20 protein-coding genes are annotated in these 24,145 nt (G+C 69.4%); 18 read left to right on the plus strand and 2 right to left on the minus strand.

What is annotated here, in order from left to right:
* Positions 1 to 318: 318 nt before the first annotated feature.
* From ACFYX0_RS08715 to ACFYX0_RS08755, 9 genes are all read left to right on the plus strand, one after another.
* Entirely contained in the window at positions 319 to 1,374 is a 1,056-nt protein-coding gene (locus ACFYX0_RS08715) for a cytochrome P450 (RefSeq protein WP_388968029.1), read from the plus strand.
* A gap of 155 nt (positions 1,375 to 1,529) precedes the next feature.
* On the plus strand, positions 1,530 to 2,537 hold the full coding sequence (locus tag ACFYX0_RS08720; protein ID WP_388968033.1) for a cupin domain-containing protein: 1,008 nt from the start codon (positions 1,530 to 1,532) through the stop codon (positions 2,535 to 2,537).
* Between the two features lie 119 nt (positions 2,538 to 2,656).
* Positions 2,657 to 3,619 carry a GNAT family N-acetyltransferase gene (locus ACFYX0_RS08725; protein WP_388968035.1) on the plus strand — a complete coding sequence of 321 codons (963 nt, stop codon included), beginning with the start codon at positions 2,657 to 2,659 and terminating at the stop codon, positions 3,617 to 3,619.
* 1,463 nt (positions 3,620 to 5,082) lie between these two features.
* Entirely contained in the window at positions 5,083 to 5,172 is a 90-nt protein-coding gene (gene kdpF, locus ACFYX0_RS08730; RefSeq protein WP_016434100.1) for a K(+)-transporting ATPase subunit F, read from the plus strand.
* Positions 5,173 to 5,180: 8 nt separating this feature from the next.
* A complete protein-coding gene (gene kdpA, locus ACFYX0_RS08735; RefSeq protein WP_388968038.1) occupies positions 5,181 to 6,845 on the plus strand; it encodes a potassium-transporting ATPase subunit KdpA in 1,665 nt (554 codons plus the stop codon).
* Positions 6,842 to 8,974, plus strand: coding sequence for a potassium-transporting ATPase subunit KdpB (gene kdpB, locus ACFYX0_RS08740; protein ID WP_388968041.1), 2,133 nt, complete (start codon positions 6,842 to 6,844; stop codon positions 8,972 to 8,974). The genes kdpA (ACFYX0_RS08735) and kdpB (ACFYX0_RS08740) overlap by 4 nt, the downstream gene beginning before the upstream one ends.
* Positions 8,975 to 8,979: 5 nt before the next feature.
* Complete coding sequence (locus ACFYX0_RS08745; RefSeq protein WP_388968044.1) at positions 8,980 to 9,648, plus strand: potassium-transporting ATPase subunit C; 669 nt, start codon at positions 8,980 to 8,982, stop codon at positions 9,646 to 9,648.
* A 133-nt stretch (positions 9,649 to 9,781) separates the two neighbouring features.
* Positions 9,782 to 10,465: a response regulator gene (locus tag ACFYX0_RS08750; RefSeq protein ID WP_388968047.1), complete on the plus strand. Its 684-nt coding sequence runs from the start codon at positions 9,782 to 9,784 to the stop codon at positions 10,463 to 10,465.
* A 1-nt stretch (position 10,466) separates the two neighbouring features.
* On the plus strand, positions 10,467 to 13,010 hold the full coding sequence (locus ACFYX0_RS08755) for an ATP-binding protein (RefSeq protein ID WP_388968050.1): 2,544 nt from the start codon (positions 10,467 to 10,469) through the stop codon (positions 13,008 to 13,010).
* A gap of 19 nt (positions 13,011 to 13,029) precedes the next feature.
* On the opposite strand, the gene ACFYX0_RS08760 is transcribed toward ACFYX0_RS08755, so the two are convergent.
* A complete protein-coding gene (locus tag ACFYX0_RS08760) occupies positions 13,030 to 13,599 on the minus strand; it encodes a universal stress protein (RefSeq protein WP_388968052.1) in 570 nt (189 codons plus the stop codon).
* Between the two features lie 341 nt (positions 13,600 to 13,940).
* Here ACFYX0_RS08760 and ACFYX0_RS08765 point away from each other — a divergent pair, with 341 nt between their 5' ends.
* The 8 genes from ACFYX0_RS08765 to ACFYX0_RS08800 all read left to right on the plus strand — a co-directional run bounded on the left by ACFYX0_RS08765 (position 13,941) and on the right by ACFYX0_RS08800 (position 21,439).
* Positions 13,941 to 14,276, plus strand: coding sequence for an SAV_915 family protein (locus ACFYX0_RS08765; RefSeq protein ID WP_123972952.1), 336 nt, complete (start codon positions 13,941 to 13,943; stop codon positions 14,274 to 14,276).
* A gap of 11 nt (positions 14,277 to 14,287) precedes the next feature.
* The gene (gene lysA, locus ACFYX0_RS08770) at positions 14,288 to 15,622 is read left to right on the plus strand and encodes a diaminopimelate decarboxylase (protein WP_388968055.1); all 1,335 of its coding nucleotides are present in this window, start codon (positions 14,288 to 14,290) and stop codon (positions 15,620 to 15,622) included.
* 99 nt (positions 15,623 to 15,721) lie between these two features.
* Positions 15,722 to 15,811 carry a K(+)-transporting ATPase subunit F gene (gene kdpF, locus ACFYX0_RS08775; protein ID WP_384563344.1) on the plus strand — a complete coding sequence of 30 codons (90 nt, stop codon included), beginning with the start codon at positions 15,722 to 15,724 and terminating at the stop codon, positions 15,809 to 15,811.
* Complete coding sequence (gene kdpB, locus ACFYX0_RS08780; protein ID WP_388968059.1) at positions 15,811 to 17,976, plus strand: potassium-transporting ATPase subunit KdpB; 2,166 nt, start codon at positions 15,811 to 15,813, stop codon at positions 17,974 to 17,976. The genes kdpF (ACFYX0_RS08775) and kdpB (ACFYX0_RS08780) overlap by 1 nt, the downstream gene beginning before the upstream one ends.
* A gap of 2 nt (positions 17,977 to 17,978) precedes the next feature.
* Positions 17,979 to 18,851, plus strand: coding sequence for a potassium-transporting ATPase subunit C (locus ACFYX0_RS08785; RefSeq protein ID WP_388968062.1), 873 nt, complete (start codon positions 17,979 to 17,981; stop codon positions 18,849 to 18,851).
* A 4-nt stretch (positions 18,852 to 18,855) separates the two neighbouring features.
* Positions 18,856 to 20,505 (plus strand): potassium-transporting ATPase subunit KdpA, encoded by a 1,650-nt coding sequence (gene kdpA / locus ACFYX0_RS08790; RefSeq protein WP_388968065.1) that lies wholly within the window; start codon positions 18,856 to 18,858, stop codon positions 20,503 to 20,505.
* Between the two features lie 75 nt (positions 20,506 to 20,580).
* Complete coding sequence (locus tag ACFYX0_RS08795) at positions 20,581 to 20,922, plus strand: hypothetical protein (protein WP_388968068.1); 342 nt, start codon at positions 20,581 to 20,583, stop codon at positions 20,920 to 20,922.
* Complete coding sequence (locus tag ACFYX0_RS08800; RefSeq protein WP_388968071.1) at positions 20,858 to 21,439, plus strand: hypothetical protein; 582 nt, start codon at positions 20,858 to 20,860, stop codon at positions 21,437 to 21,439. The genes ACFYX0_RS08795 and ACFYX0_RS08800 overlap by 65 nt, the downstream gene beginning before the upstream one ends.
* Before the next feature lie 350 nt (positions 21,440 to 21,789).
* Here the strand turns inward: ACFYX0_RS08800 and ACFYX0_RS08805 are convergent, their stop codons facing one another.
* Positions 21,790 to 22,413: a DJ-1/PfpI family protein gene (locus tag ACFYX0_RS08805; protein WP_388968073.1), complete on the minus strand. Its 624-nt coding sequence runs from the start codon at positions 22,411 to 22,413 to the stop codon at positions 21,790 to 21,792.
* 88 nt (positions 22,414 to 22,501) lie between these two features.
* Here ACFYX0_RS08805 and ACFYX0_RS08810 point away from each other — a divergent pair, with 88 nt between their 5' ends.
* Positions 22,502 to 23,839: a PLP-dependent aminotransferase family protein gene (locus ACFYX0_RS08810; RefSeq protein ID WP_388968076.1), complete on the plus strand. Its 1,338-nt coding sequence runs from the start codon at positions 22,502 to 22,504 to the stop codon at positions 23,837 to 23,839.
* Positions 23,840 to 24,145: the final 306 nt, after the last annotated feature.

The raw sequence follows: 24,145 nt of genomic DNA on the forward strand, positions 1-24,145 counted from the left end.
TATGGAATGGAGTAGTCATGAAGATGATCAAGGCGCTCGTGAAGAAGTTCAAGCAGGACGAGGAGCTCGCCGCCAACGCGTGGCCGCTGCACGTCATCTGACGCATCACCGCCGGCGGAGGGCGCGGCCCACGCTGCCACCTCCGCCGGCGCGGTACAGAGTCCCCCCTGGCCGCCGCGGTTCACGACGGCCGCGACCGTGTCGGACTCTGTCGCAGGCCACGCCGCAAAGCGGTGGTCCTGCCCGTTCCATGCTCGGAAGTCTCCGCCGGTCGAGGGGGACGCGTTTCATCGCCACTTCAATGGAGGCGGATTTCTCGTGGAAGAACTGGCGCCGGCAGCGGTGCGCGACCATTGCGTCGTGTACGCCCCGCGGATCCAGGACCTGCTGGCGAGGGAAGAGAAGGTCTTCCGGATCGACGCGACCACGGTCGGCGTCTCCGACTTCCGCCTGATCTCCGACATCGTCGCCGCGCGCCCTGTGCTGGCATCGGAGCGCTCGGTCTACAAGCCCGCCGCAGGAGCGGACATCCACCACGACAGCGCGACACGGACGATCCGCGCGCTGGGGCAGGATGTCATGGCGGGCATCCACACTCCCCCGCCCCCGGCGCACGGGCTGTCCGGCGCCTGGCCCGACGCGGCCACCACCTACCTGCGCGAGTGGCTCTTCTCCTCCGACCCCCTGCCCATCTCCCTGTTGTCGAAGCGCGGCGTCACGCGCTCCAACACGCTCTCCCGGATCGTCGACCGCGCCGTCACCGTCTGGCCCGGATCCGACCTCGAGGGCAGGGGCACCGCGCTGGCCGAGCAGATCCGCGGTGCTTCCGACACCCAGGACAGAAAGCAGGCCATCGCGCTGTACCGGCGCGCGACGGCCACCCTCTGCGACGGCGTGGCCGCACTGGCCGCGAACGCCCTGTGGCTCATGGGCCCGGCGCGTCCGCAGGAAGGAGCCCGAGCCGAACTCACCGCAGCCCTGTGGGAGACGCTGCGGCTGCTCCCACCCGCGTGGATGCTGTTCCGCAAGGGTGGGGACGCGTACACCGGACTCCACCCCGACATCCGCCCCGAGGACGACCTCGCGCTTTTCCCGCTCCTGATGCACCGTGACCCTGACCACTGGTCCGATCCGCTGGAGTTCCGGCCCGAGCGGTGGGCCGGCGTGGCGGACCCGGAGAGGACACCCGCGTTCATGCCCTTCGGGTTCGACGGTGCCCGCTGCTGGGCCAAGCACCTGGTCGTGCCCCTGGCCGAGCGCCTGCTGGACATCGCCTTCGACAACCGGCTCGTCATTCACGGCACGCCGCACGAGACGCACATCCCCCTGCGTTCCCTGCTCTCCGTGCGATTCGAAGCGGAGACCGGGGCATGACCCGGCGCCACGACCCGGCGCCGCTCCCCGTTCCTGACGAGCGCGGCGCGACCACGACGCACGACCCCTCCCGCTCCGGGGCCCGCACACGGACCCGTTCCGGGTGGACTGCCTCGGCCGCGAGCACCGAACACCCTGACACCCCGGGAAACACCATGGAATCGCCCACGCTGGCCGGCTGGGTCGGCGACGTCGAGAGCTTCGCCGGACGGCAGTGGCAGCGCAAGCCCGCGGTCTTCACACCGGAGCGGTTCGCCTCGCCGTTCGACCTCGACGAGTTGGACGCCGCCTTCGACGGAGGGCTGCTGCGCACCCCCTACCTGGAGATGGTCCGCTCCAACAAGGTCGTCGTCCCGCCCGAGAGCTACACCACGTCACGCGTGGTCAACGGCACGACGCACCACGGCTTCGCCAACCGCGCGAAGGTCGTCTCCGTCCTGCGGACCGGAGCGACGCTGCTCCTGCGGTACGTCGACCAGTGGCACGCCCCGACGGGCGACCTGGTGGCGCGGTTGTCGGAGGAACTCGACCGACGCGTCGAGGCGTTCTTCTTCGTCACGCCCGCCGGCGGTCAGGGTCTCGCGGTACACCGCGACGACGCCGACGTCTTCGTCCTCCAGGCGGCCGGACACAAGACCTGGTACGTCCACGACGCGCCGGCGGTGGCGGACTGGTCGCCGGGAGAGCTCCCGGACGACGAGCACTCCCCGCGGCTCCTGCACACCGTCCTGGAGCCCGGCAGCGTGCTGTACGTCCCCCGGGGCTTCGCGCACCGCGCCGTAGGTGCCACCGGATTGTCCGCCCACCTGTCGCTGACGATCCGCGACATTTCCCTGCAGGACCTGCAAACGGCCCTGGAGCAGCGGTTGTCCGAAGGGCTGAACCTCCCGGCTCGCCCACTGGGCGAGACCGCGATCGCCGACGCCTGCACCATCCTGCTCGACCACGTCCGGGCGAAGCTCGACACGATCGAACCGGAGGACCTGCGGCGTGCCGCCCGGGCCGCACAGGCGCGGCGGCCGGTCGCGACGACGCCGCCGGAGACGTTCGCTGAGACGGCCCGGAACTGGGAGACCGGTGGATCCGGCGATGGGCGTGCCGGCCGGGCGTCCGTCAGCCACACATGGCGCAGGCTGCGCGGCGCGGCCCGCACCACGCACTGACGTACCGTCACTCCCGCTCCCGGGCCGCCGTTGCCGCTGCATCCGGGGCAGAGTCGCCCCTTGTCCGCGGGGGCATGCAGCCGGGCCCCACCCCGCCACCCACCCTCTACGGAGACGCCATGCCCGCCCGCATCATCGCGCTGATCGACCCCGACGTCGGTCCCTCCAGCCACCGCCTGGTGTGGCTCGCGTCCGACATCGCGGGCGTCCCTGTCGGGTCGGCTTTCCTCCGCGTGTTCACCCGGGCTGGGCAGGACCACCTCGCCGGGCTGGAACTGCACGTGCATCCGGACGAGCCGCTCGGGGACACTGGTCTGCGCCTCCTGAACGCGGCGATGGCCGCAGCGTGCGAGCACGGCCGCCGGCGCGTCATCACGCATGTCGAGGCCGGCTCCGCCACCGAGACGCTCCTGGCAGCCCGCGGCTTCCGCACGGTCCTGACCCTTACCTCCGCACGGCTCACTCTGGCCGATGCCGACATCGCGGCTCTGACCGGGATCGTCGAGGAGCCGCATCCCGGATACCGACTCGCGTCCTGGGACGGCATGGTCCCGGACGCCCTCGCCGACACGTTCGTCGCGTCCCGCCGCGCCATGAACGACACGCCGTCCGGCGGTGTCGACTTCCATGCCGTGCCGTGGGACCTGGAACGGGTTCGCGCAGCTGTGGCGGCGGCCGAGAAACGGGGCGACGTCCTGCACACCGTCGCCGCCGTCAGTGAGACGGACGGCGCGATCGCCGGCTACACCGAACTGGCCGTTCCCGGCACTGGCGAGGGCGACGCCCAGCACTACGGCACCGCCGTCCTCCCCGAACACCGCGGACGCGGTCTGGGCCTGTGGATGAAGGCCGCATCCGTCCGGCACGCCCGCGAACGGTACCCCCACCTCGACGGCCTGCTCACGGACACCGCCGACAACAACGCCCACATCAGGCCGATCAACGACGCGCTCGGCTACGAGGCTACGCACACCACCTACCAATACCAGTGCGACCTGCACCCTGCCGAAGCTCACGACGACTGCATGGGCCATGAGGGCGGCTCGGTACAGTGCCTGCTACGACCACATCACGGCCGCTAGCGGAAGGCGCTGATGATCACACTTGTGACACGCGGCGCGACTCAGTGCAGCCCTTGCGGTCGCATATACCCACCGAGCTTCAGTCGTGGGTTCGGAAGGCCACGAAATGTGGCCCCAACCCTACAGACTTCGCCCTCGGCGACGGGCAGTCTGTTGTCAGGGATGCCGAGCGCAGCGTGACACCGCGGCTTGGGAGCGAGAAATGCGACCAGTTGGGCACTGTGCAACGTCTGGGAGTGGTTCGTCGGCTATCCGTGTGCACCGTGCATCGCTGAGAATTTTGCCTGAGAAACGCGCTGACAGGACAGGGTGAATTATGGGGCCGCCCGAACAGAGTATCGTCGCTTCGGGCAGCCTGCCCTCAGGCGAGACCTGGAAATTGATCACCAGCGCCGAAGGTGACAATCTTTTCAGCTTTCTACGCATACTCCGCGGCCGAGACACTGTTTTCGACTGTGGCATGGGTGGCGAGCCAGTTCCTCCCGGCCGACATCTCAGGGTCTGTAGCGGCACTGAGTCAGGGATGGTCGGTGTGATTGTGCGCGCTTCCACGATGTCCGTGGACCGGGTGCAGCTCCACGGCTCATCCGCCCCCGTCGACATCGAACTTCACACCTGCCCGCAGACCGCAAGCGTCCGCCTGGGAGCAGTGCTTCCCGCTGGGGGCGACTCGGGGCATACGCTCGTGACGCTGGCTGCGGACGGATCCACGATCGAGACGTATCCCCTGCCGGACCTGGCCGCCCGTATGAGGGACACCGCCCCAGGCTCAATGTGGCAACCGCTCGCCGATTCCTGAGCATCACATACAACCGGGCCGGCGCCTGAGCACGTCGCGGCGAAGACCGACCTGTGTGCTCAGGCGGGCTGACGGAGTGTGGTGACCAGTGCCCGTGGGTCGTCGGGGTGGCCGGTTCAGCGCTCCAGGGTCACCGAGGTCTGGCTGCCCACGATCAGATCGAAGCCCCGTCCTCGGAGAGGGTGATCAGGCGGCCTTCGGGGTGGCGCCGGTCGCCCGGGACCGAGGCGACCGCGTCCGGCGGTACGGCGAGGCCGAACAGGGGACCGCAGCGGATCCGCAGAGAGCCGTCGGGTGCACGACGTCCCCGGGTGACGTAGACGGCGTGCAGGGCACACAGGGGCGACGCCGTACCGGTCGAGTACCAGGATCAACTGCTGACTGCGCTTCCGGCTGTAGTGATCGCCCGCAGCGGTCGACGGCCGGTCTGGCCAGGTCGGCACGGGTGCCGTAAGAGTTCCGTCAAAGGTGCACGGGCCGCCGTATGGGAGCCGTCAACGGCGCTCGAATCCGGCCACAGGCCGGGGTTTCCTCTAGGTGTCCGATCCGTTCGCGGATTCCCGCACCTCCCCCAGGAGCTCACGATGGCCGACCTGGCCTTCGTCGTCACCACGATCGCGTGCTTCGCGCTGGTGGCTCTCGTCGCCAAGGGGGTGACCAAGCTGTGACCGCCGAGAACATCGTCGGCCTGGTCGTGGCCGTCGCCCTGCTGGGTTATCTCGTCCTCGCCCTGATCTTCCCGGAGAGGTTCTGAGCCACGACATGGGTCCCGTCCTCGCCGGCGTCCTCCAGCTGCTCGCCCTCATAGGAGCGCTGGCGCTCGCCTACATCCCTCTCGGCAACTACATGGCCAAGGTCTACTCCTCCGACAAGCACTGGCGGGTCGAGAAGTGGATCTACAAGGGCATCGGTGCCAACCCCGACACCGAGATGCGCTGGCCCGCGTACCTGCGCGGTGTTCTCGCCTTCTCGGCGGTCAGTGTCGTCTTCCTCTACCTGCTGCAGCGGCTCCAGGGCGTTCTGCCCGGCTCGCTGCACTTCTCCTCGGTCAACCCGGCGCAGTCGTTCAACACCGCCGCGTCCTTCGTGACCAACACCAACTGGCAGTCGTACTACGGCGAGCAGACCATGGGTCACGTCGTGCAGACCGCCGGTCTGGCTGTGCAGAACTTCGTCTCGGCGGCCGTCGGCATCGCCGTCGCCGTGGCGCTGGTGCGTGGCTTCGCCCGCTCCCGTACCGGTGAGCTGGGCAACTTCTGGGCCGACCTGGTGCGCGGCACGATCCGGATCCTGGTGCCGGGCGCCGCGATCGCCGCGATCGTGCTGGTGGCGTGCGGTGTCATCCAGAACTTCTCCGGCATCCACGAGGTCGGCCAGTTCATGGGCGGCTCGCAGCAGTGGAACGGCGGCGCGGTGGCCTCGCAGGAGGCCATCAAGGAGTTCGGCACCAACGGCGGCGGCTACTTCAACGCCAACTCCGCCCACCCCTTCGAGAACCCGACGCCCTTCACCAACCTCTTCGAGATCTTCCTGCTGTTGGTGATCCCGTTCGCGTTGACCCGCACCTTCGGCGTGATGGTCGGCTCGGTGAAGCAGGGCTACGCGATCCTCGCCACGATGTTCACCATCTGGCTGGGCTTCGTCGCGCTGATGATGTGGACCGAGTTCGCCCACCACGGACCTGCGTTGCAACTGGCGGGCGGGGCGTACGAGGGCAAGGAGGTCCGCTTCGGCGTCGGCTCCTCTTCCATCTTCGCGGTGTCCACGACGCTGACGTCGACCGGTGCGGTGGACTCCTTCCACTCCTCGTTCACCGGCCTCGGCGGCGGCATCACCATCCTGAGCATGCAGCTGGGCGAGATCGCGCCCGGCGGTACCGGCTCCGGCCTCTACGGCATCCTGATCATGGCGGTCATCGCGGTGTTCATCGCCGGTCTGATGGTCGGCCGCACGCCCGAGTACCTGGGCAAGAAGATCGGCGCCCGCGAGATCAAGCTGTCGGCTATCTACATCCTGATCACCCCGGCGCTCGCGCTCGTCTTCACGGCAGCGTCCATGGCCCTGCCGACTCCGCCGCACTCGATGCTCAACTCCGGGGCGCACGGGTTCTCCGAGGTGCTGTACGCCTTCACCTCGGCGGCCAACAACAACGGCTCGGCGTTCGCCGGTCTGAACGCGAACACCGACTGGTACAACACCATGACCGGACTCGCGATGCTGTTCGGGCGCTTCCTGCCGATGGTGTTCGTGCTGGCGCTGGCCGGCTCGCTCGCCGAGCAGAAGCCCGTCCCGGCCACGGCCGGCACCCTGCGCACCGAGAAGCCGCTCTTCACCGGCCTGCTGGTCGGCGCGATCCTGATCATCACCGGTCTGACCTACTTCCCGGCCCTGGCGCTGGGTCCGCTGGCCGAGGGGCTGGCGTCATGACCACCCGTATAGAGAAGTCAGAGGACTCGATGTCCACAGCCACTCCGACCCGGGCGCCGCACAGCGACGTACCCACCGGGCACAAGCCCGCCGAAGGACGTGTCGGCGCGGGCCTCTTCGACCCCAAGCAACTGGTCAAGTCGCTGCCGGACGCCTGCCGCAAGCTCGACCCGCGGGTGATGGTCAAGTCGCCCGTGATGTTCGTGGTGTGGATCGGGTCCGTCCTGACCACCGTCTTCTCCTTCAAGGACCCCGGCGACTGGTTCGGCTGGGCGATCAGCGCCTGGCTGTGGCTGACCGTGATCTTCGCGAACCTCGCGGAGGCGGTCGCCGAGGGCCGGGGCAAGGCCCAGGCCGACACCCTGCGCAAGGCCAAGACCGACACCGTCGCCCGCCGACTGGTGGGTGACAGCGAGGAGCAGGTGCCGGGGACCGCCCTGACCATCGGCGACCTCGTGGTCTGCGAGGCCGGCGACATCATCCCGGGTGACGGTGACGTCATCGAGGGGGTGGCCTCCGTCGACGAGTCGGCGATCACCGGTGAGTCGGCGCCCGTCATCCGTGAGTCGGGCGGTGACCGCAGCGCCGTGACCGGCGGGACGAAGGTGCTGTCCGACCGGATCGTCATCAAGATCACGACGAAGCCGGGTGAGACCTTCATCGACCGGATGATCAATCTGGTTGAGGGTGCCTCGCGGCAGAAGACGCCCAACGAGATCGCGCTGAACATCCTGCTCGCCTCGCTGACCATCGTCTTCCTGCTCGCGGTGGCGACCCTGCCGCCGTTCGCGGACTACGCGGGCACCCACCTGACGATGGTCGTGCTGGTGGCGCTCCTGGTCTGCCTCATCCCGACGACGATCGGCGCGCTGCTCTCCGCCATCGGCATCGCGGGCATGGACCGCCTGGTCCAGCGCAACGTCCTCGCCATGTCCGGCAGGGCGGTCGAGGCCGCCGGTGACGTCTCGACCCTGCTGCTCGACAAGACCGGCACCATCACCCTCGGCAACCGGCAGGCGTCCGAGTTCGTGCCGGTGCTGGGCACCACCGAGGCCGAGGTCGCGGACGCGGCCCAGCTGTCGTCGCTCGCGGACGAGACGCCCGAGGGCCGCTCCATCGTCGTCCTGGCGAAGGAGAAGTACGGCCTGCGCGAGCGTCACCAGGGCGAGCTGGCGCACGCCGAGTGGATCGCCTTCACCGCCCAGACCCGCATGTCGGGTGTGGACGTCGACGGGCGCAAGATCCGCAAGGGCGCGACCGGTTCGGTTATCGCCTGGGTGAAGGAGGAAGGCGGCACCGTGGCGGAGGACGCGGACACGCTCTCCAACGCCATCTCGCAGGCGGGCGGTACGCCGCTGCTGGTCGCCGTCAAGGACGATCAGGGCGCCCGCGTGCTGGGTGTCATCCACCTGAAGGACGTCGTCAAGGACGGCATGCGGGAGCGGTTCGACGAACTGCGCCGGATGGGCATCAAGACCGTCATGATCACGGGCGACAACCCGCTGACGGCCAAGGCGATCGCCGAGGAGGCGGGCGTCGACGACTTCCTCGCCGAGGCCACCCCCGAGGACAAGATGGCCCTCATCAAGCGGGAGCAGGCCGGGGGCAAGCTGGTCGCGATGACCGGTGACGGCACCAACGACGCCCCCGCCCTCGCCCAGGCGGACGTCGGCGTGGCGATGAACACGGGCACGTCGGCCGCCAAGGAGGCCGGCAACATGGTCGACCTCGACTCCAACCCGACCAAGCTCATCGAGATCGTCGAGATCGGCAAGCAGCTCCTCATCACCCGGGGTGCGTTGACGACGTTCTCCATCGCCAACGACGTGGCGAAGTACTTCGCGATCATCCCGGCGCTGTTCGCGGCCGTCTACCCGGGCCTGGACAAGCTCAACATCATGGGCCTGTCCTCACCCGACTCCGCGATCCTGTCGGCCGTCATCTTCAACGCGCTGATCATCGTCGCACTGGTGCCGCTGTCCCTGAAGGGCGTGCAGTACCGGCCGGTCAGCGCCGACAAGATGCTGCGGCGCAACCTGACGATCTACGGCATCGGCGGACTGATCGCCCCGTTCATCGGCATCAAGATCATCGACCTGCTCATCTCCCTCATCCCCGGAATCGGCTGACCGCCATGAACAACTCCGTATCCAGCACACTCCGGTTGCTCGGGGCGGGCCTGCGTGCCCTCCTCGTGCTGACCCTGGTGACCGGCGTCATCTATCCGCTCGTCGTCACCGGCGTGGCCCAGGCGCTGTTCCAAGGCAAGGCCAACGGCTCCGAGATCAAGGCGGACGGCAAGGTCGTCGGCTCGTCCCTGATCGGGCAGTCGTACAACCTGCCGCTGAAGAAGGGGCAGCAGACCCCGGACCCGGACCTGAAGTGGTTCCAGGGCCGCCCGGCCAACGGGCTCGGCGCCAACAGCGTCAACACCCAGTACAAGCTGCTGCTGTCCGGCGCGACGAACCTCTCGGCCGACAGCAAAGTCCTGATCCAGCAGGTCAAGGACGCCAAGGCCGCCGTCGTCAAGGACAACTCGGTGCCCGGCTACACGGTCACCGCCTCCGATGTCCCCGCCGACGCGGTCACGTCCTCCGGCTCCGGCCTGGACCCGGACATCTCCCCGGCCTACGCGGAGATCCAGGTTCACCGGGTCGCCGAGAAGAACGGCCTGTCCGTCGCGGCGGTGGAGAAGCTGGTCAAGGACCACACCGAGGGCCGCACGCTCGGCTTCATCGGGGAGCCCCGGGTGAACGTCCTCGAACTCAACATCGCGCTCAAGGACCTTGTGGCAAAGCATTGATGGGATGACGCGACATGCGAGGGAGTTGGCGGCCTGGAATCATCCCGGGTCCGTCAACTCCCGCCGTCATGACGTCGGTTGCCTCGCGTCCGGCGCCGCCCGGCCCGACGCACGACAGGAAAGGCACGCACCCATGACCAGGGTGTTGGTGGTGGAGGACGACCCGCAGCTCGTGCGGGCCCTCGTGATCAACCTGCAGGCGCGCAAGTACGGCGTCGACGCCGCGCCCGACGGGGCCACGGCACTGCGGCTGGCCGCCGCCCGCCAGCCTGACGTGGTGATGCTCGACCTCGGGCTGCCCGACATGGACGGCGTCGACGTCATCAAGGCCCTGCGCGGCTGGACCCGGGTGCCGATCCTGGTCCTGTCCGCGCGGCAGGGGTCCGATGAGAAGGTCGCCGCGCTCGACGCCGGAGCGGACGACTACATCACCAAACCGTTCAACATGAGCGAGCTCCTCGCCCGGCTGCGGGCCGCCGTCCGCCGCACCGAGGACACTCCGCTCGTCCCGGAGACGACACTGGTCGAGACCGGGGATTTCAGCATCGATCTGTTCGCCAAGAAGGTCGTGCGGGACGGACGGGACGTGCGGTTGACGCCGACCGAATGGCACCTGCTGGAGATCCTGGTGACCAACCCCGGCCGGCTGATCACGCAGAAGCACCTCCTGCAGGAGGTCTGGGGCGTCTCCCAGAGCACCAAGACCAACTACCTGCGGGTCTACATGGCTCAGTTGCGACGCAAACTGGAGACGGACCCCGCCCACCCCCGCTATCTGATCACCGAGCCCGGCATGGGCTACCGCTTCGAGGGATGACATGGCACGCGGAAAGCTCCGGATCTACCTCGGCGCGGCGCCCGGCGTCGGCAAGACCTACGCCATGCTCTCCGAGGCCCACCGAAGGATCGAGCGCGGCACCGACTGTGTCGTCGCGTTCGTGGAACACCACCACCGGCCACGCACCGAGGTGATGCTGCACGGCCTGGAGGAGATCTCGCGCAAGGAGATCGAGTACCGGGGCAGCACCTTCACCGAGATGGACGTGGACGCCGTGCTGCGGCGCGCTCCCGCCGTCGCCCTGGTCGACGAACTCGCCCACACCAACATCCCCGGTTCCCGCAACACCAAGCGCTGGCAGGACGTCGAGGAACTGCTCGCAGCCGGGATCGACGTCGTCTCCACCGTCAACATCCAGCACCTGGAGTCCCTCGGCGATGTCGTGGAGTCCATCACCGGGGTGCGGCAGCGGGAGACCGTGCCGGACGAGGTCGTTCGCCGGGCCGACCAGATCGAGCTGGTCGACATGTCGCCGCAGGCGCTGCGCCGCCGGATGGCGCACGGCAACATCTACAAGCCGGACAAGGTCGACGCGGCCCTGTCCAACTACTTCCGGCCCGGAAACCTCACCGCGCTGCGGGAGTTGGCGCTGCTGTGGGTGGCCGACCGGGTCGACGCGTATCTGACCGAGTACCGCAGCGCGCACCATGTCTCGACCATCTGGGGCTCGCGCGAGCGGATCGTCGTCGGCCTGACCGGCGGCCCCGAGGGGAGCACCCTGATCCGCCGGGCCGCGCGGCTCGCCGAGAAGGGCGCCGGTGGCGAGGTGCTGGCCGTCTACATCTCGCGCAGCGACGGCCTGACTGCCGCCTCCCCGAAGGAACTCGCCGTCCAGCGCACCCTCGTCGAGGACCTGGGCGGCACCTTCCACCAGGTCGTCGGCGACGACATCCCGGTCGCGCTGCTGGACTTCTCCCGCGGGGTGAACGCCACCCAGATCGTCCTGGGCGTGTCGCGCCGCCGGAGCTGGCAGTACGCATTCGGGCCCGGCGTCGGCGCCACGGTCGCCCGCGACTCCGGCCCCGACCTCGACGTCCACCTCATCACCCATGACGAGGCCGGCAAAGGCCGCGGACTGCCGGTGGCACGCGGAGCGCGCCTCGGACGGACCAGGGTCATGTGGGGCTGGCTCGTCGGCGTGCTCGGCCCGGTCCTCCTCACCTGGCTCCTCACCAGCGCCACCCCGAGCGTCGGCCTTGCCAACGACATGCTGCTGTTCCTCACCCTGACGGTGGCGGCGGCCCTGGTCGGCGGGCTGCTGCCGGCGCTGGCCTCGGCGGTCGTGGGTTCCCTACTGCTCAACTGGTACTTCACTCCGCCCGTCCACACCCTGACCATTGCCGACCCGAAGAACATCGTCGCCATCGCCATCTTCGTCGGGGTCGCCGTCTCCGTTGCCTCGGTCGTCGACCTCGCTGCGCGGCGCACGCACCAGGCCGCCCGGCTGCGCGCCGAGTCCGAGATCCTGTCCTTCCTCGCGGGCAACGTGCTGCGCGGCGAGACCAGCCTGGAGGAGCTGCTGGAGCGCGTGCGCGAGACGTTCGGCATGGAGTCGGCAGCCTTGCTGGAACGGGCAGGCGAGACCGATCCGTGGACCTGCGCGGGCAGCGTGGGACCGAGGCCCTGCCAGGACCCCGACGACGCGGACGTCGACGTACCGGTCGGCGACCACATGTCCCTGGCGCTCTCAGGACGCGTGCTGCCGGCCGCCGACCGTCGGGTGCTCGCCGCCTTCGCCGCCCAGGCCGCCGTCGTCCTGGACCGTCAGCGCCTGCGGCAGGAGGCCGACCAGGCCAAGGAGCTGGCCGAGGGCAACCGCATCCGCACCGCACTGCTCGCCGCCGTCAGCCACGACCTGCGCACCCCCCTCGCGGGCATCAAGGCGGCCGTCACCTCCCTGCGCTCCGACGACGTCGAGTGGTCCGAGGAGGACCAGGCAGACCTGCTGGAGGCCATAGAAGAGGGAGCGGACCGGCTCGACCATCTCGTCGGCAACCTCCTCGACATGTCCAGGCTCCAGACCGGCACCGTCACGCCGATACTCCGCGAGACCGACCTCGACGAGGTCGTCCCCATGGCCCTCGGCGGCGTGCCCGAGGACAGCGTGGAGCTGGACATCCCGGAGACACTGCCCATGGTCCACGTGGACCGGGGACTGCTGGAGCGGGCCGTCGCCAACGTCGTCGAGAACGCCGTCAAGTACAGCCCACCGCAGGAGAAGGTCCTCGTCTCGGCCAGCGCCATCGCCGACCGCGTCGAAATACGCGTGGTGGACCAGGGCCCCGGCGTTCCCGACGACGCCAAGGACCGCATCTTCGAACCCTTCCAGCGCTACGGCGACTCCCCGCGCGGCAACGGCGTCGGACTCGGCCTCGCCGTCGCCCGCGGCTTCGCGGAGGCCGTGGGCGGCACTCTGAGCGCCGAGGACACCCCCGGCGGCGGTCTCACGATGGTGCTCAGCGTTCCGACGGCACCGCAACGTCGGACGGAGCAGCCGGACCTGCCGGCCACGGCCACCTCCTGACGGGCGGGGTCCGAGGGACTCAGTCTTTGGGCGGCACGGTCTCGAACTCCTTTTCCACATCACGGGTGTCCAGTCGCAGCCGCCAGGTGTTCCGGCGGTGCGCGGCGGCCAGCGCGGCCTCCAGCGGCGACGGTGGCACGGCGAGGACGGGACAGGTGGCGTGCGCGAGGCAGTATCGGCCGACCGACGGCCGCAGCACGCGGCGCAGGAAACCACGGCGCCCGGTGCCGACGACGAGGAGATCGTCGTCGCGGTCGGCGATCTCGACGAGCGCCCGCCCGGGAGCACCCCGGGCGATGAGAGCCTGCCCCGGAAGCCCTGTGTCGGCGTTGCCGAAGATGTCGCGCAGCGCCGCGAGCAACCGCTCCCGCGCCAGCCTCTCCCACTCCCGGACGAGATGGGACGCAGCCAGTGGGCGATGCGCGGCGGGATCCCCGCCGGGCGGCTCCCAGGCCAGCACCGGCCACAGCTCGGCACCCCGACGCCGGGCCTCGCCCACGGCCAGACACAGAGCGGTCAGACTTCCCGGCGAACCGCTGACCCCGACCAGGACTCGTCGAGCGGTTGAGGGTGCGTCGGACTCGGACATCACTTCACCGTTCTTCACACGCCGACGGCGGTCCCGCGTCGGCGAACCTCATGGAAACCACGTCCATCTCACCTTCGCGCCGAGGCTTTCGAACAGCTCGCCGGCCAGTTCTTGGCGCCATTCTGACGGCACCCGCGAAGCCCCATCGTCGCTGGTGTCAGCGCCGCGTCAGTGTTCGCCCGATGCCCGTCAGCGTTGCGTCATGAGCCGGCGGATCACCACGCCGGTCGGGCATAGCGTCCCCGGTGAGCCCCGTTCCGCCTCCCCGCGTTCGGGGCCGTCAAGCCACTCGATCCGACCCGACCGAGGCCCGCTCGGACCTCGGTCCCCGGAGGTATTCCATGCAAGACATCCTGTGCGGCGAGGACCCGGAGCCCTCTGAACGGTTCCCGGCCGGACCTCTGTTCGTCCCCGTCCGGTCGGGACCCTCGGGGTGTGTGACGCGTGTCTTCCGCACCCCTCTCGGCGACCGTACGGCCGTCGGCTTCACCTCCGAGAACCGGCTGATCGCCACGCTCGGCCCCGGGCAGGCGTGGATCAGGCTCGCCGAGCCCGCGCTGCGCGCGCTGACCGAACCACTCGGCATCGCCACAGTCACGGTGGATCCCCAGTTCACGGCACGGGCCGCCCGGCCGGTGCACCCCGTCGTCCCCGCGCTCGCCCTGCGCGTTGCCTGAGAGGGGGCACGATGACCACCGTTCACGACACTGCCGTCACCACCTTCGCCGGTGACCTCTCGGTCTGGCCCGCGTCGACCACCGAGCCCCGCCCGGGTGACCTGGCGGTGGGCGGCGTACTGCTCGCCGAGGTCGCCGACCGCTTCGGCACCCCCGTCTACGTCCTCGACGAGGCCGAGGTCCGCGACCGGTGCCGCCTCTACCGGGACGCCTTCTCCGACACCGAGATCCTCTACGCGGCCAAGGCGTTCCTGTGCCGCGCGATGATCCACTGGATGCAGGAGGAGGGCCTCGGGCTCGACGTCTGCTCGGCCGGCGAACTGGAGCTGGCCGTCACCACGGGCTTCCCTGCCGAGCGGATCGTGCTGCACGGCAACGCCAAGTCCCCGCGTGACCTGGAGTCGGCGCTGCGCCTGGGCGTGGGCCGCATTGTCATCGACAGCCCGTCCGAGATCGCCCGGCTGGCCGCCGCCGTCGGACCCGACGGGCATCAGAAGGTCATGGTCCGGGTGGTGCCCGGGATCAGCGCGGGCGGCCACGAGAAGATCCGCACCGGCACCGAGGACCAGAAGTTCGGTCTCAGCATCTCCGACGGGTACGCCCAGCACGCCATCGCCCGGATACTCGACCAGCCACAGCTCGAACTCACCGGCCTGCACTGCCACCTGGGCTCCCAGATCACCAGCGTCAAGCCGTATCTGGCCGCCGTGCGGCGCATCGTGGGGCTGATGGCACGGCTGCACGAGCAGCACGGCCTCCTCCTGCCCGAGCTCGATCTCGGCGGCGGACACGGCATCGCCTACCGCCCGGGTGAGCAGGCCCTGGACCTGACCACCCTGGCCCGCAAGGTCCGTGCCGAGCTGGCCGAGGCGTGCGCGGCGGCCGGGCTACCGGTGCCCCGCCTGATCATCGAACCGGGGCGGGCCATCGCCGGACCTGCGGGCATCGCGCTGTACCGCGTGCTCGCCGTCAAACGCACCGGCTCGCACACGTACGTCGCCGTCGACGGCGGCATGAGCGACAACCCGCGGCCCGCCCTGTACGGAGTCCGCTACGCGCCCCGTCTCGTCGGCCGCCGCACCACCGCGGACCGGGCTCCCGTCACCGTCGTCGGCCGGCACTGCGAGGCCGGCGACGTGCTCGCCACCGACGTCGAACTCCCCGCGGATGTCCATCCCGGAGACCTGCTCGCCGTCCCCGTCGCCGGTGCCTACCACCTGTCCATGGCCTCCGGGTACAACCTGGTCGGCCGCCCGCCCGTCGCGGCCGTGCGCGACGGTCACGCCCGGCTCCTGGTGCGCCGGGAGTCCCTGGACGACATCCGCAGCCGCGACGTCGGTCTGTAGCCCCGCGTCGCATCCCTTTTCTGCCTCCGGGCGAGCGGCGGCCCGGCCCTCGCCCGGAGGCGTCCCAAACACTCGTTATGCAAGACATGTGAGGTCGCGGTGACCGCGGAGAACATCGTCGGGCTGATCGTCGCGATCGGCCTGCTGGCCTACCTCGTGGTGGCCCTGATCAAACCGGAGCGCTTCTGATGACCGCGCCCGCACCCGTGCGAGAGAGAACCGAAGACGTCGTACGACCACCCGGTCCGGGCCCCGCGCGGCGGATCAGCGGCGGTCTGCTCGACCCGAAGCAGCTGTGGCTCGCCCTGCCCGCCGCGCTGCGCAAGCTCAACCCGGTGACACTGGCCCGCAACCCCGTCATGTTCGTCACGGAGGTCGGCGCGGCTCTGACGACGGGGATCGCGTTCGCGCATCCGTCCCTGTTCGGCTGGCTGATCGCCGTCTGGCTGTGGCTCACGGTCGTCTTCGCTAACCTGGCGGAAGCCGTCGCCGAGAGCCGCGGCCGGGCCCACGCCGACACCCTGCGCGCTATGCGCCGTCAGACCGTCGCCCGGCTGCTCCGCGGCTGGCGGCCTGCAGCCGCGGAGGGCTCGTACGTCGAGGAGGGCGTGGGTGCCGGGGAGTTGCACCGCGGGGACTTCGTGGTCGTCGAGGCGGGGGAGTTGGTGCCCGGCGACGGTGACATCGTCGAAGGCGTCGCGAGCGTTGACGAGTCGGCGATCACCGGTGAGTCCGCGCCGGTGATCAGGGAGGCCGGCGGCGACCGCTCGGCCGTCACCGGCGGCACCCGGGTGCTGTCGGACCGCGTCGTCGTCCGGATCACCCAGGAACCCGGCGAGTCCTTCCTCGACCGGATGATCTCCCTCGTCGAGGGAGCCAACCGGCAGAAGACCCCGAACGAACTCGCCCTGAACCTGCTGCTGGTCATGATGACCTTCGTCTTCCTGGTGGCGGTCCTCACGCTGCAGCCGATGGCGATCTTCTCGAAGGACTTCGCGAGTGCCGCGCACGACACGGCGGCGCTCAACGCCGACGGCGTCACCGGGATCGTCCTCGTCTCCCTGCTGGTCTGCCTGATCCCCACGACCATCGGCGGGCTGCTGTCGGCGATCGGCATCGCGGGCATGGACCGGCTGGTGCAGCGCAACGTGCTCGCCATGTCGGGGCGCGCGGTCGAGGCGGCCGGCGACGTCAACACACTGCTGCTCGACAAGACCGGCACCATCACCTACGGCAACCGGCAGGCGACCGCGCTGTTGCCGGTCGGCTCGGTGACGGGGCGTCAACTCGCCGACGCGGCCGTGCTGTCGAGCCTGGCCGACGAGACCCCCGAGGGCCGCTCGATCGTCGACCACGTGAACCGGCACCTCGGCTGGGAGGGGACCGTGCCGGACGACGCGGAGTGGGTGCCCTTCTCCGCGACCACCCGGATGTCCGGCGCCGACCTGCCCGGCGGCCGCCGGGTGCGCAAGGGGGCCGCCTCGGCGATCGCCGGCTGGGTGCGGGACAACGGCGGCACCGTGCCGGCCGCCCTCGACGCCGCTGTGCAACAGGTCTCCGCCTCCGGCGGCACCCCGCTCGCGGTCGCCGAGTACCTGGGCGAGGGCCCGGCGCGCATGCTGGGCGTCGTCCACCTCAAGGACGTCGTCAAGCCCGGTCTGCGCGAACGCTTCGCCGAACTGCGCCGGATGGGCATCCGCACCGTCATGGTCACCGGCGACAACCCCGTCACCGCCCGGGCCATCGCCGATGAGGCGGGCGTCGACGAATTCCTCGCCGAGGCCACCCCCGAGGACAAGCTCGCCCTCATCAGGAAGGAGCAGGCAGGCGGCCACCTGATCGCCATGACCGGCGACGGCACCAACGACGCCCCTGCCCTCGCCCAGGCCGACGTCGGCGTGGCGATGAACACGGGTACGTCGGCCGCCAAGGAGGCCGGCAACATGGTCGACCTCGACTCCGACCCCACGAAGATCATCGAGATCGTGGAGATCGGCAAGCAACTCCTGATCACCCGAGGGGCGTTGACCGCGTTCTCCATCGCCAACGACATCGCCAAGTACTTCGCGATCCTCCCGGCGATGTTCGGCGGGGTCTACCCGGCGCTCGACGCGGTCAACATCATGCGGCTGCATTCGCCGACCTCCGCGATCCTGTCGGCCGTCATCTTCAACGCGGTCATCATCGTGGCGCTGATCCCGCTCGCCCTGCGCGGTGTCCGCTACCGGCCCAGCAGCGCCGACGCCCTGCTCACCCGCAACCTGTGGATCTACGGCATGGGCGGACTGATCCTGCCCTTCCTCGCGATCAAATTCATCGATGTCGCCGTCGTCCAGTTCATCCCCGGGATCTGACCATGAACTTCCTGTCCAAAACACCCTCCTGGGTGGGCCACCACGTGGCCGCGATCCGGGTGGTCGTCGTACTCACCGTCGTCCTGGGACTCGCCTACCCCCTGGGAATGACGGCACTCGCCCAGGTCCCCGGACTTCGCGACCAGGCGCACGGCTCGGAACTCTCCGGAGGGGGCAGCAAGTTGATCGGCCAGTCCTTCCTCGACAGGAAGGGCGCCCCGATCCCGTACTACTTCCAGACCCGCCCCTCCGACGCCGGCACCGGATACGACGCCTCGGCCTCCGCGGCCGGCAACCTCGGCCCGGAGTCGACCGTCGACGTACTCGGGCCCGACGGCAAGCAGAGCCTGCTCACCCAGGTCTGCGCCCGCAGCAGGGCGGTCGGCGAGCTGGAGCACGTCGACGGGTCCCGTCCGTACTGCACGGCGGACGGCGTCGGCGCGGTGCTCGGCGTCTTCCGCGACGGCGGTACCACCGGCCGGGCCACCCGCGTGGTCAGCCTCGACCAGGCATGTCCGGCAAGGCCGTTCATCGCCTCGTACGAAGGCGTCGCGGTCGAGTGCGCCAAGCCCGGCGTCGATTACGGCAAGACCGTGGTCACCCCGATCCGCGGTGACGCCCCCGCGCACCCGAAGGTCCCGGCCGACGCCGTCACCGCGAGCGCGAGCGGCCTCGACCCGCAGATCAGCCCCGCCTATGCGAAGCTCCAGATCCCGCGCGTCGCCCGAGAACGCGGGATGAGCGAGGCAGCCGTACTCAAGCTGATCGCGCAGTACACCAGCGGCCGCGGCCTCGGCTTCCTCGGCGAACCGGACGTGAACGTCGTCGAGTTGAACGCGGCCCTCGACCGTACCCACCCCATGAAGGGGGCCTGACCTCATGTACGCCTGGCTTCAGGCCACCCTGATCCTCGCGCTCGTCGTCGGACTGCACGTCCCGCTCGGCGACTACATGGCCCGCGCCCTCGACGGCGGCCCGCACAGACGCGCCGAGCGCGTCCTCTACAAGGTCTGCGGCATCGACCCGGACGGCGAACAGGACTGGCGGCACTACCTGTTCGCCCTGCTCGCCTTCAGCGTGGTCGGCATCGCCGCGCTGTTCGCCCTCTTCACCCTCCAGGGCAGGCTGCCCTGGTCGACCGGCCACGCGGGCATGCCCTGGCGGCTCGCCCTGCACAGCGCGGTCAGCTTCACCACCAACACCAGCTGGCAGAACTACGCGGGCGAGTCCACCACCGGTCACCTCGCGGTGATGGCGGGCCTCGGCGTGCAGGCGTTCGCCTCGGCCGCCGTCGGCATCTGCGCCGCGCTCGCCCTGATCCGGGGCCTGGTGCGCCGCGACACCGACCGGCTGGGCAACTTCTGGGTGGACCTGATCCGTACGATCTTCCGGGTCATCCTCCCGCTCTCCATCGTGTTCGGCATCGTCCTGATCGCCCTCGGCGTCCCCCAGAACCTCGCCGGCGCCCACACCGCCACCACGATCGCGGGCGGACAGCAGACCCTGCTCGGCGGCCCGGTCGGCTCCTGGGAGCCGCTGAAGCTGATGTCGGGCGACGGCGGCGGCATCTTCAACGCCAACAGCGCCCACCCCTTCGAGAACCCGTCCTCGATCACCAACGCGATCGAGATCGTGCTGATGCTGCTGATCCCGACGGCCTTCATCCGAACCTACGGCCGCATGATCGGCTCCCTGCGACAGAGCTGGACGCTGCTCGCGGTCGCCGGCATCCTCTTCGGCCTGCTCCTGACCGTCGGCACCCTCGCGCAGGGCGCCCACAACGGCACGGTGACCCAGGCGGTCGGCGGACAGTACGAGGGCACCGAGACACGGATCGGCGTCCCCGGCTCGACCCTCTTCGGCATCGCCGCCACCGGATCGGCGGACGGCGCGGCGAACTCGTCCTACGACAGCTTCTCCAGCATGGGCAGCGGGGTGCTGCTGTCGGCGATGATGCTCGGCGAGATCGCCCCCGGCGGCACCGGCAGCGGGCTGTACGGCCTGATCATGGCGGTCATGATCGCCGTCTTCGTCGGCGGCCTCATGGTCGGCCGCACGCCCGAGTACCTGCGCAAGCGGATCGGCTTCCCGGAGATGCGCCACGTCGTCCTGTACGCGCTGGTCGCCCCGACGGCCGTCCTGGGCTGTGCAGCCCTCGCGATCGCGCTGGGGGAGGGGCAGTCGTCCATGGGCAACCCCGGGCCGCACGGACTGACGGAGCTGGTGTACGCGTACACCTCCAACGTCAACAGCAACGGCAGCGCGATGGCGGGCTTCAACGGTGCCACCGACTTCCACAACCTGCTGATGACGGTCGCGATGCTGATCGGCCGTTACGTCCCGATGGTGTTCCTGCTCGCCCTCGCCGGCCGGCTGGCCCGCCAGCAGCCGGGCGTGGTCACGGTCGGCACGCTCCAGGCCCGCGGTGTGAACTTCGTCGCCCTGGCCACCGGCGCGGCCCTCATCCTGGCGCTCCTCAACTTCCTGCCGGCCCTGTCCCTGGGCCCGCTGGCGGAGGGGCTGCTGTAAATACCCCCGAGCGGGTCGGCATTCCCGCAGGCCGGCCGACCCGCTCGGGCACCCCTCTGCTCGACGGCCGACGCCATGCCGAAACGTTTCGAGAACCGACACCCCCGCTACCAGCAGTCCGATCAACGCATCGGTAATGTCCGCACTGATGCACGGGACGGGGCCGTCACCACGATGGCCAGCGAGGAGGAGAGGTTCACCATGGCCGACAGCCGGCAGGAGACCGCGTCGGCGGAGCCCCCGGAGGCGCACAGACAGCTGGCGCGCGACTCGGTGCGGCTCGCCGTGGTGATCGGCGCGCTCGGCGTCGTCTTCGGCGACATCGGGACCAGCCCTGTACAAACTCACGAAAGTGTCGGCCGTCAAGGCCCGCACTACGGCCATCAATCAGCTCAAGGCCGTCCTTGTTACTGCTGATCCCGCTTTACGGGAAGAACTGGCCGGACTGGGCAATGCCGAACTTTTCCGTACCTGCGCACAGTTCACCGATGCGCGTGGTTGCGAGGAGGCCGGCGCGGAGTCGGTGCTGCAGGCCACTCGGATCACGTTGGGCCTGCTGGCTCACCGGATCGGCCAACTCTCCGAGCAGATCCGGGACGTGGAGGGTCGTCTTGCCCGGCTCGTGGAATGCCATGCACCGCAGCTGCTCGACGTAGTGGGGATCGGCCCGGACACGGCGGTCGCTTTGCTGATCACGGTGGGGGACAATCCGGAACGGCTGGACAACGAGGCGTCGTTCGCCGCGCTCCACCGCATCGTGTTCACCCGCTTGAGGGTCGACGCGCGCACCCAGATCTATTACGAGCGCCGGATCAAGGAGGGCAAGACCCGGCGCGAAATCGTCCGCTGCCTCAAACGCTACGTACGCAGCCCGGGAGGTCTTCCACCTGGTCAAACAGCTACAGTCAGCTCCCCGCTCATAGGGGCAGTGTGATAGCTGGTGATACGGCGAAGTCCCGTCGGGAAACCATCCCGACGGGGCTTCGGCACGGAGCGGCCACGACGGAGTGCGGCGCCAGCCATGGCAGTGTTCGGAGCCAAGCTGCGCGGCGTAACGAGGCCCAGCCGGAGCGCCCGGCACGGTTGTTCGCTTCAGCTCGCGGAACTGCTCTGCCTGAGCAACGAATTGGATGAGTCGCTCGACAGGCCAGTGGGCGCGGGCCTGCTCAAAGTCCTGCGCGAGAGTGCTCCAGACCATGTGTTGTTGGTGTGTGTGCTGCGAACGACCGGCCAGGCTGCCGGGGGCATGACTTCCCGGCCGGTCACTGCTTGCGACTGGTCGCTTCAGACGAGCGCCGGTGCGGGAGCGGGCAGGTAGGGGGTGATGTTGCGCCAGGCGCGCTCGATGTATTCCTCCTTCTCGCCGACCGGGGCGACATAGTGCAGCGCACCTTCGGCAGCGTCGTTGCCCTCCAGGCGGGCGATGATCCAGGCGGCGAGGTACTGCGAGGCGAAGCAGCCACCGGCGGTGGCGATGTTGTCCTTGGCGTAGAAGGGCTGGTTGAGCACCTCGACGCCGGCGGCGATGACCCAGGGCTTGGTGGTCAGGTCGGTGCAGGCGGGGATGTCGTCGAGCAGGCCGAGCCTGGCCAGCACGAGCGCGCCGGAGCACTGCGCGGCGATGAGTTGGCGCGAGGGGTCCAGGCCGCGCAGGATGTTCATGATCGCCGGGTCTTCGACGACCTCGCGGGTGGTGATGCCACTGCCGACGATGACGGCGTCAGCGGCGCACGCCTCCTCGAGAGTGGACATCTGTTCGATGACCACCCCGTTCCTTGACGTCACCTTGGGGCCGGGGGTGGCGATGGTGACGCGCCAGTCGTCGGTCTTGATGCGGTTGAGCACGCCGAGCGCGATCAGGGAGTCGAGCTCGTTGTAGCCCTCGAAGGTGAGGATGGCGATGTGCATGGCGGCCGTCCTTCCGGATGAGTGGGGCTTGACGGTAAGGACCCGCGAACAGGACAGTCAAAGAATTGTCATGGATACAATCCGGTGCATGGCAGCCTCGCGGTACAAAAAGCTGGTCGACGCGCTCGCATCCGACATCCGGACAGGCCGGCTCGCCGCAGGCGTGCGGCTGCCGACACACCGCGAGCTCGCCGCCCGCGAAAGCATCGCCCTGGTGACCGCGACTCGGGTCTACGCCGAGCTGGAAGCGATGGGCTTGGTGAGCCGGGAACAGGGCCGCGGCACGTTCGTGCGAGACATCGCGGTTCCCGCCGGCCACGGCATCGATCTGCACGTCGTCGCCACGGACGTGGTCGATCTCAACTTCAACTATCCGTCGCTGCCCGGCCAAGCCGATCTCCTACGGCAGACTCTGCGAGAGGTGGCCACCTCCGGCGAACTCGACTCGCTGCTGCGCTACCAACCCCATCGAGGACGTCCCCAGGACAGAGCCTCGATCGCCCGGCACCTGAGGCGTCGAGGGATCACTCCTGACGCGGACCGGATCCTCATCGTCAACGGTGCGCAGCACGGCCTGGCCATCACCGTCATGGCCGCGCTCAGCGCCGGCGACGTCGTCGCGGTCGACGCCCTCACCTACCCGGGTTTCAAGGTGCTCGCGCATGCCTTCCATCTCGACCTGGAGCCCATACCCACAACCACCGACGGGCCGGATCTCGATGCCCTCGAGAAGCTGTGCGCGACCCGCCCAGTGCGCGCGATCTACACCATGCCAACCCTGCACAACCCTCTGGGCTGGGTCATGCCGACAACCGACCGCACCCGTCTGATCGAGATCGCCCGGCGGCACGGTCCGCTCATCATCGAAGACGCCGCATACGCCTACCTGGTCGAGGACCCTCCACCGCCTCTGGCCGCAAGCGCACCGGACATCACCGTCTACGTCTCGACACTGTCCAAGAGCATCGCCACCGGCCTCCGCGTCGGCTTCGTCGTCGCCCCGCCGTCCAGGGTGCCGTCGCTCGAACGCGCGATCAGGGCGACCACATGGAACACCCCGGCCCTCACCACCGCGATCGCCTGCCGCTGGATCGAGGACGGCACGGTGGACCAGTTGGAAGCGCAGAAACGAGAGGACGCCAAGGCCCGCCAAGCACTCGCCAGACGAGAACTGGCCGGCCTCCCCCTCACCGGCCACCCCTCGTCCTACTTCACATGGCTGACCCTGCCCGACGACGCACGCGCCGATCGCCTGACCGCCACCCTCGCGCGTCAGCACATCTCGGTCAGCACGGCGGAGCCCTTCACCACCACGAAGCACACGCCGCAGGCGCTCCGCCTCGCTCTCGGCTCGACCGATATGGACAGTCTCCAGTCGACGCTGCGCACAGTGCGACGAGTCGCCCACGAGGACGCCCACGCCTGAACCCCACTCGACGGGCCGACTCCCGCCGCACCGGCCTGCGGACGGGAAGCCGTCGGCGCTGGTGTGGGGCCGGTCGGCCTGGGACCCGAGTGCCGGTGTCGGAAGAGGCCGCCCGTGCGCGGTTGAACCTTCATGAATCGCCGTCTAGGGTGTGACGTGAAAATTCAAGTGAGGGGCCGGCCCATCGCCGGCCGCTGGGCGTCGACCGTTTCGTGCACGTCACACGCGACGAGACCGTCGGCCGCCGACGTGGGCGAGCCGTGTCTCCCGCACGCTCTCAGTCACCTTCAGCCGGCGCCTTCTTTT

It is taken from the genome of Streptomyces sp. NPDC002573 (assembly GCF_042889625.1).
Taxonomy (GTDB): domain Bacteria; phylum Actinomycetota; class Actinomycetes; order Streptomycetales; family Streptomycetaceae; genus Streptomyces; species Streptomyces gibsoniae.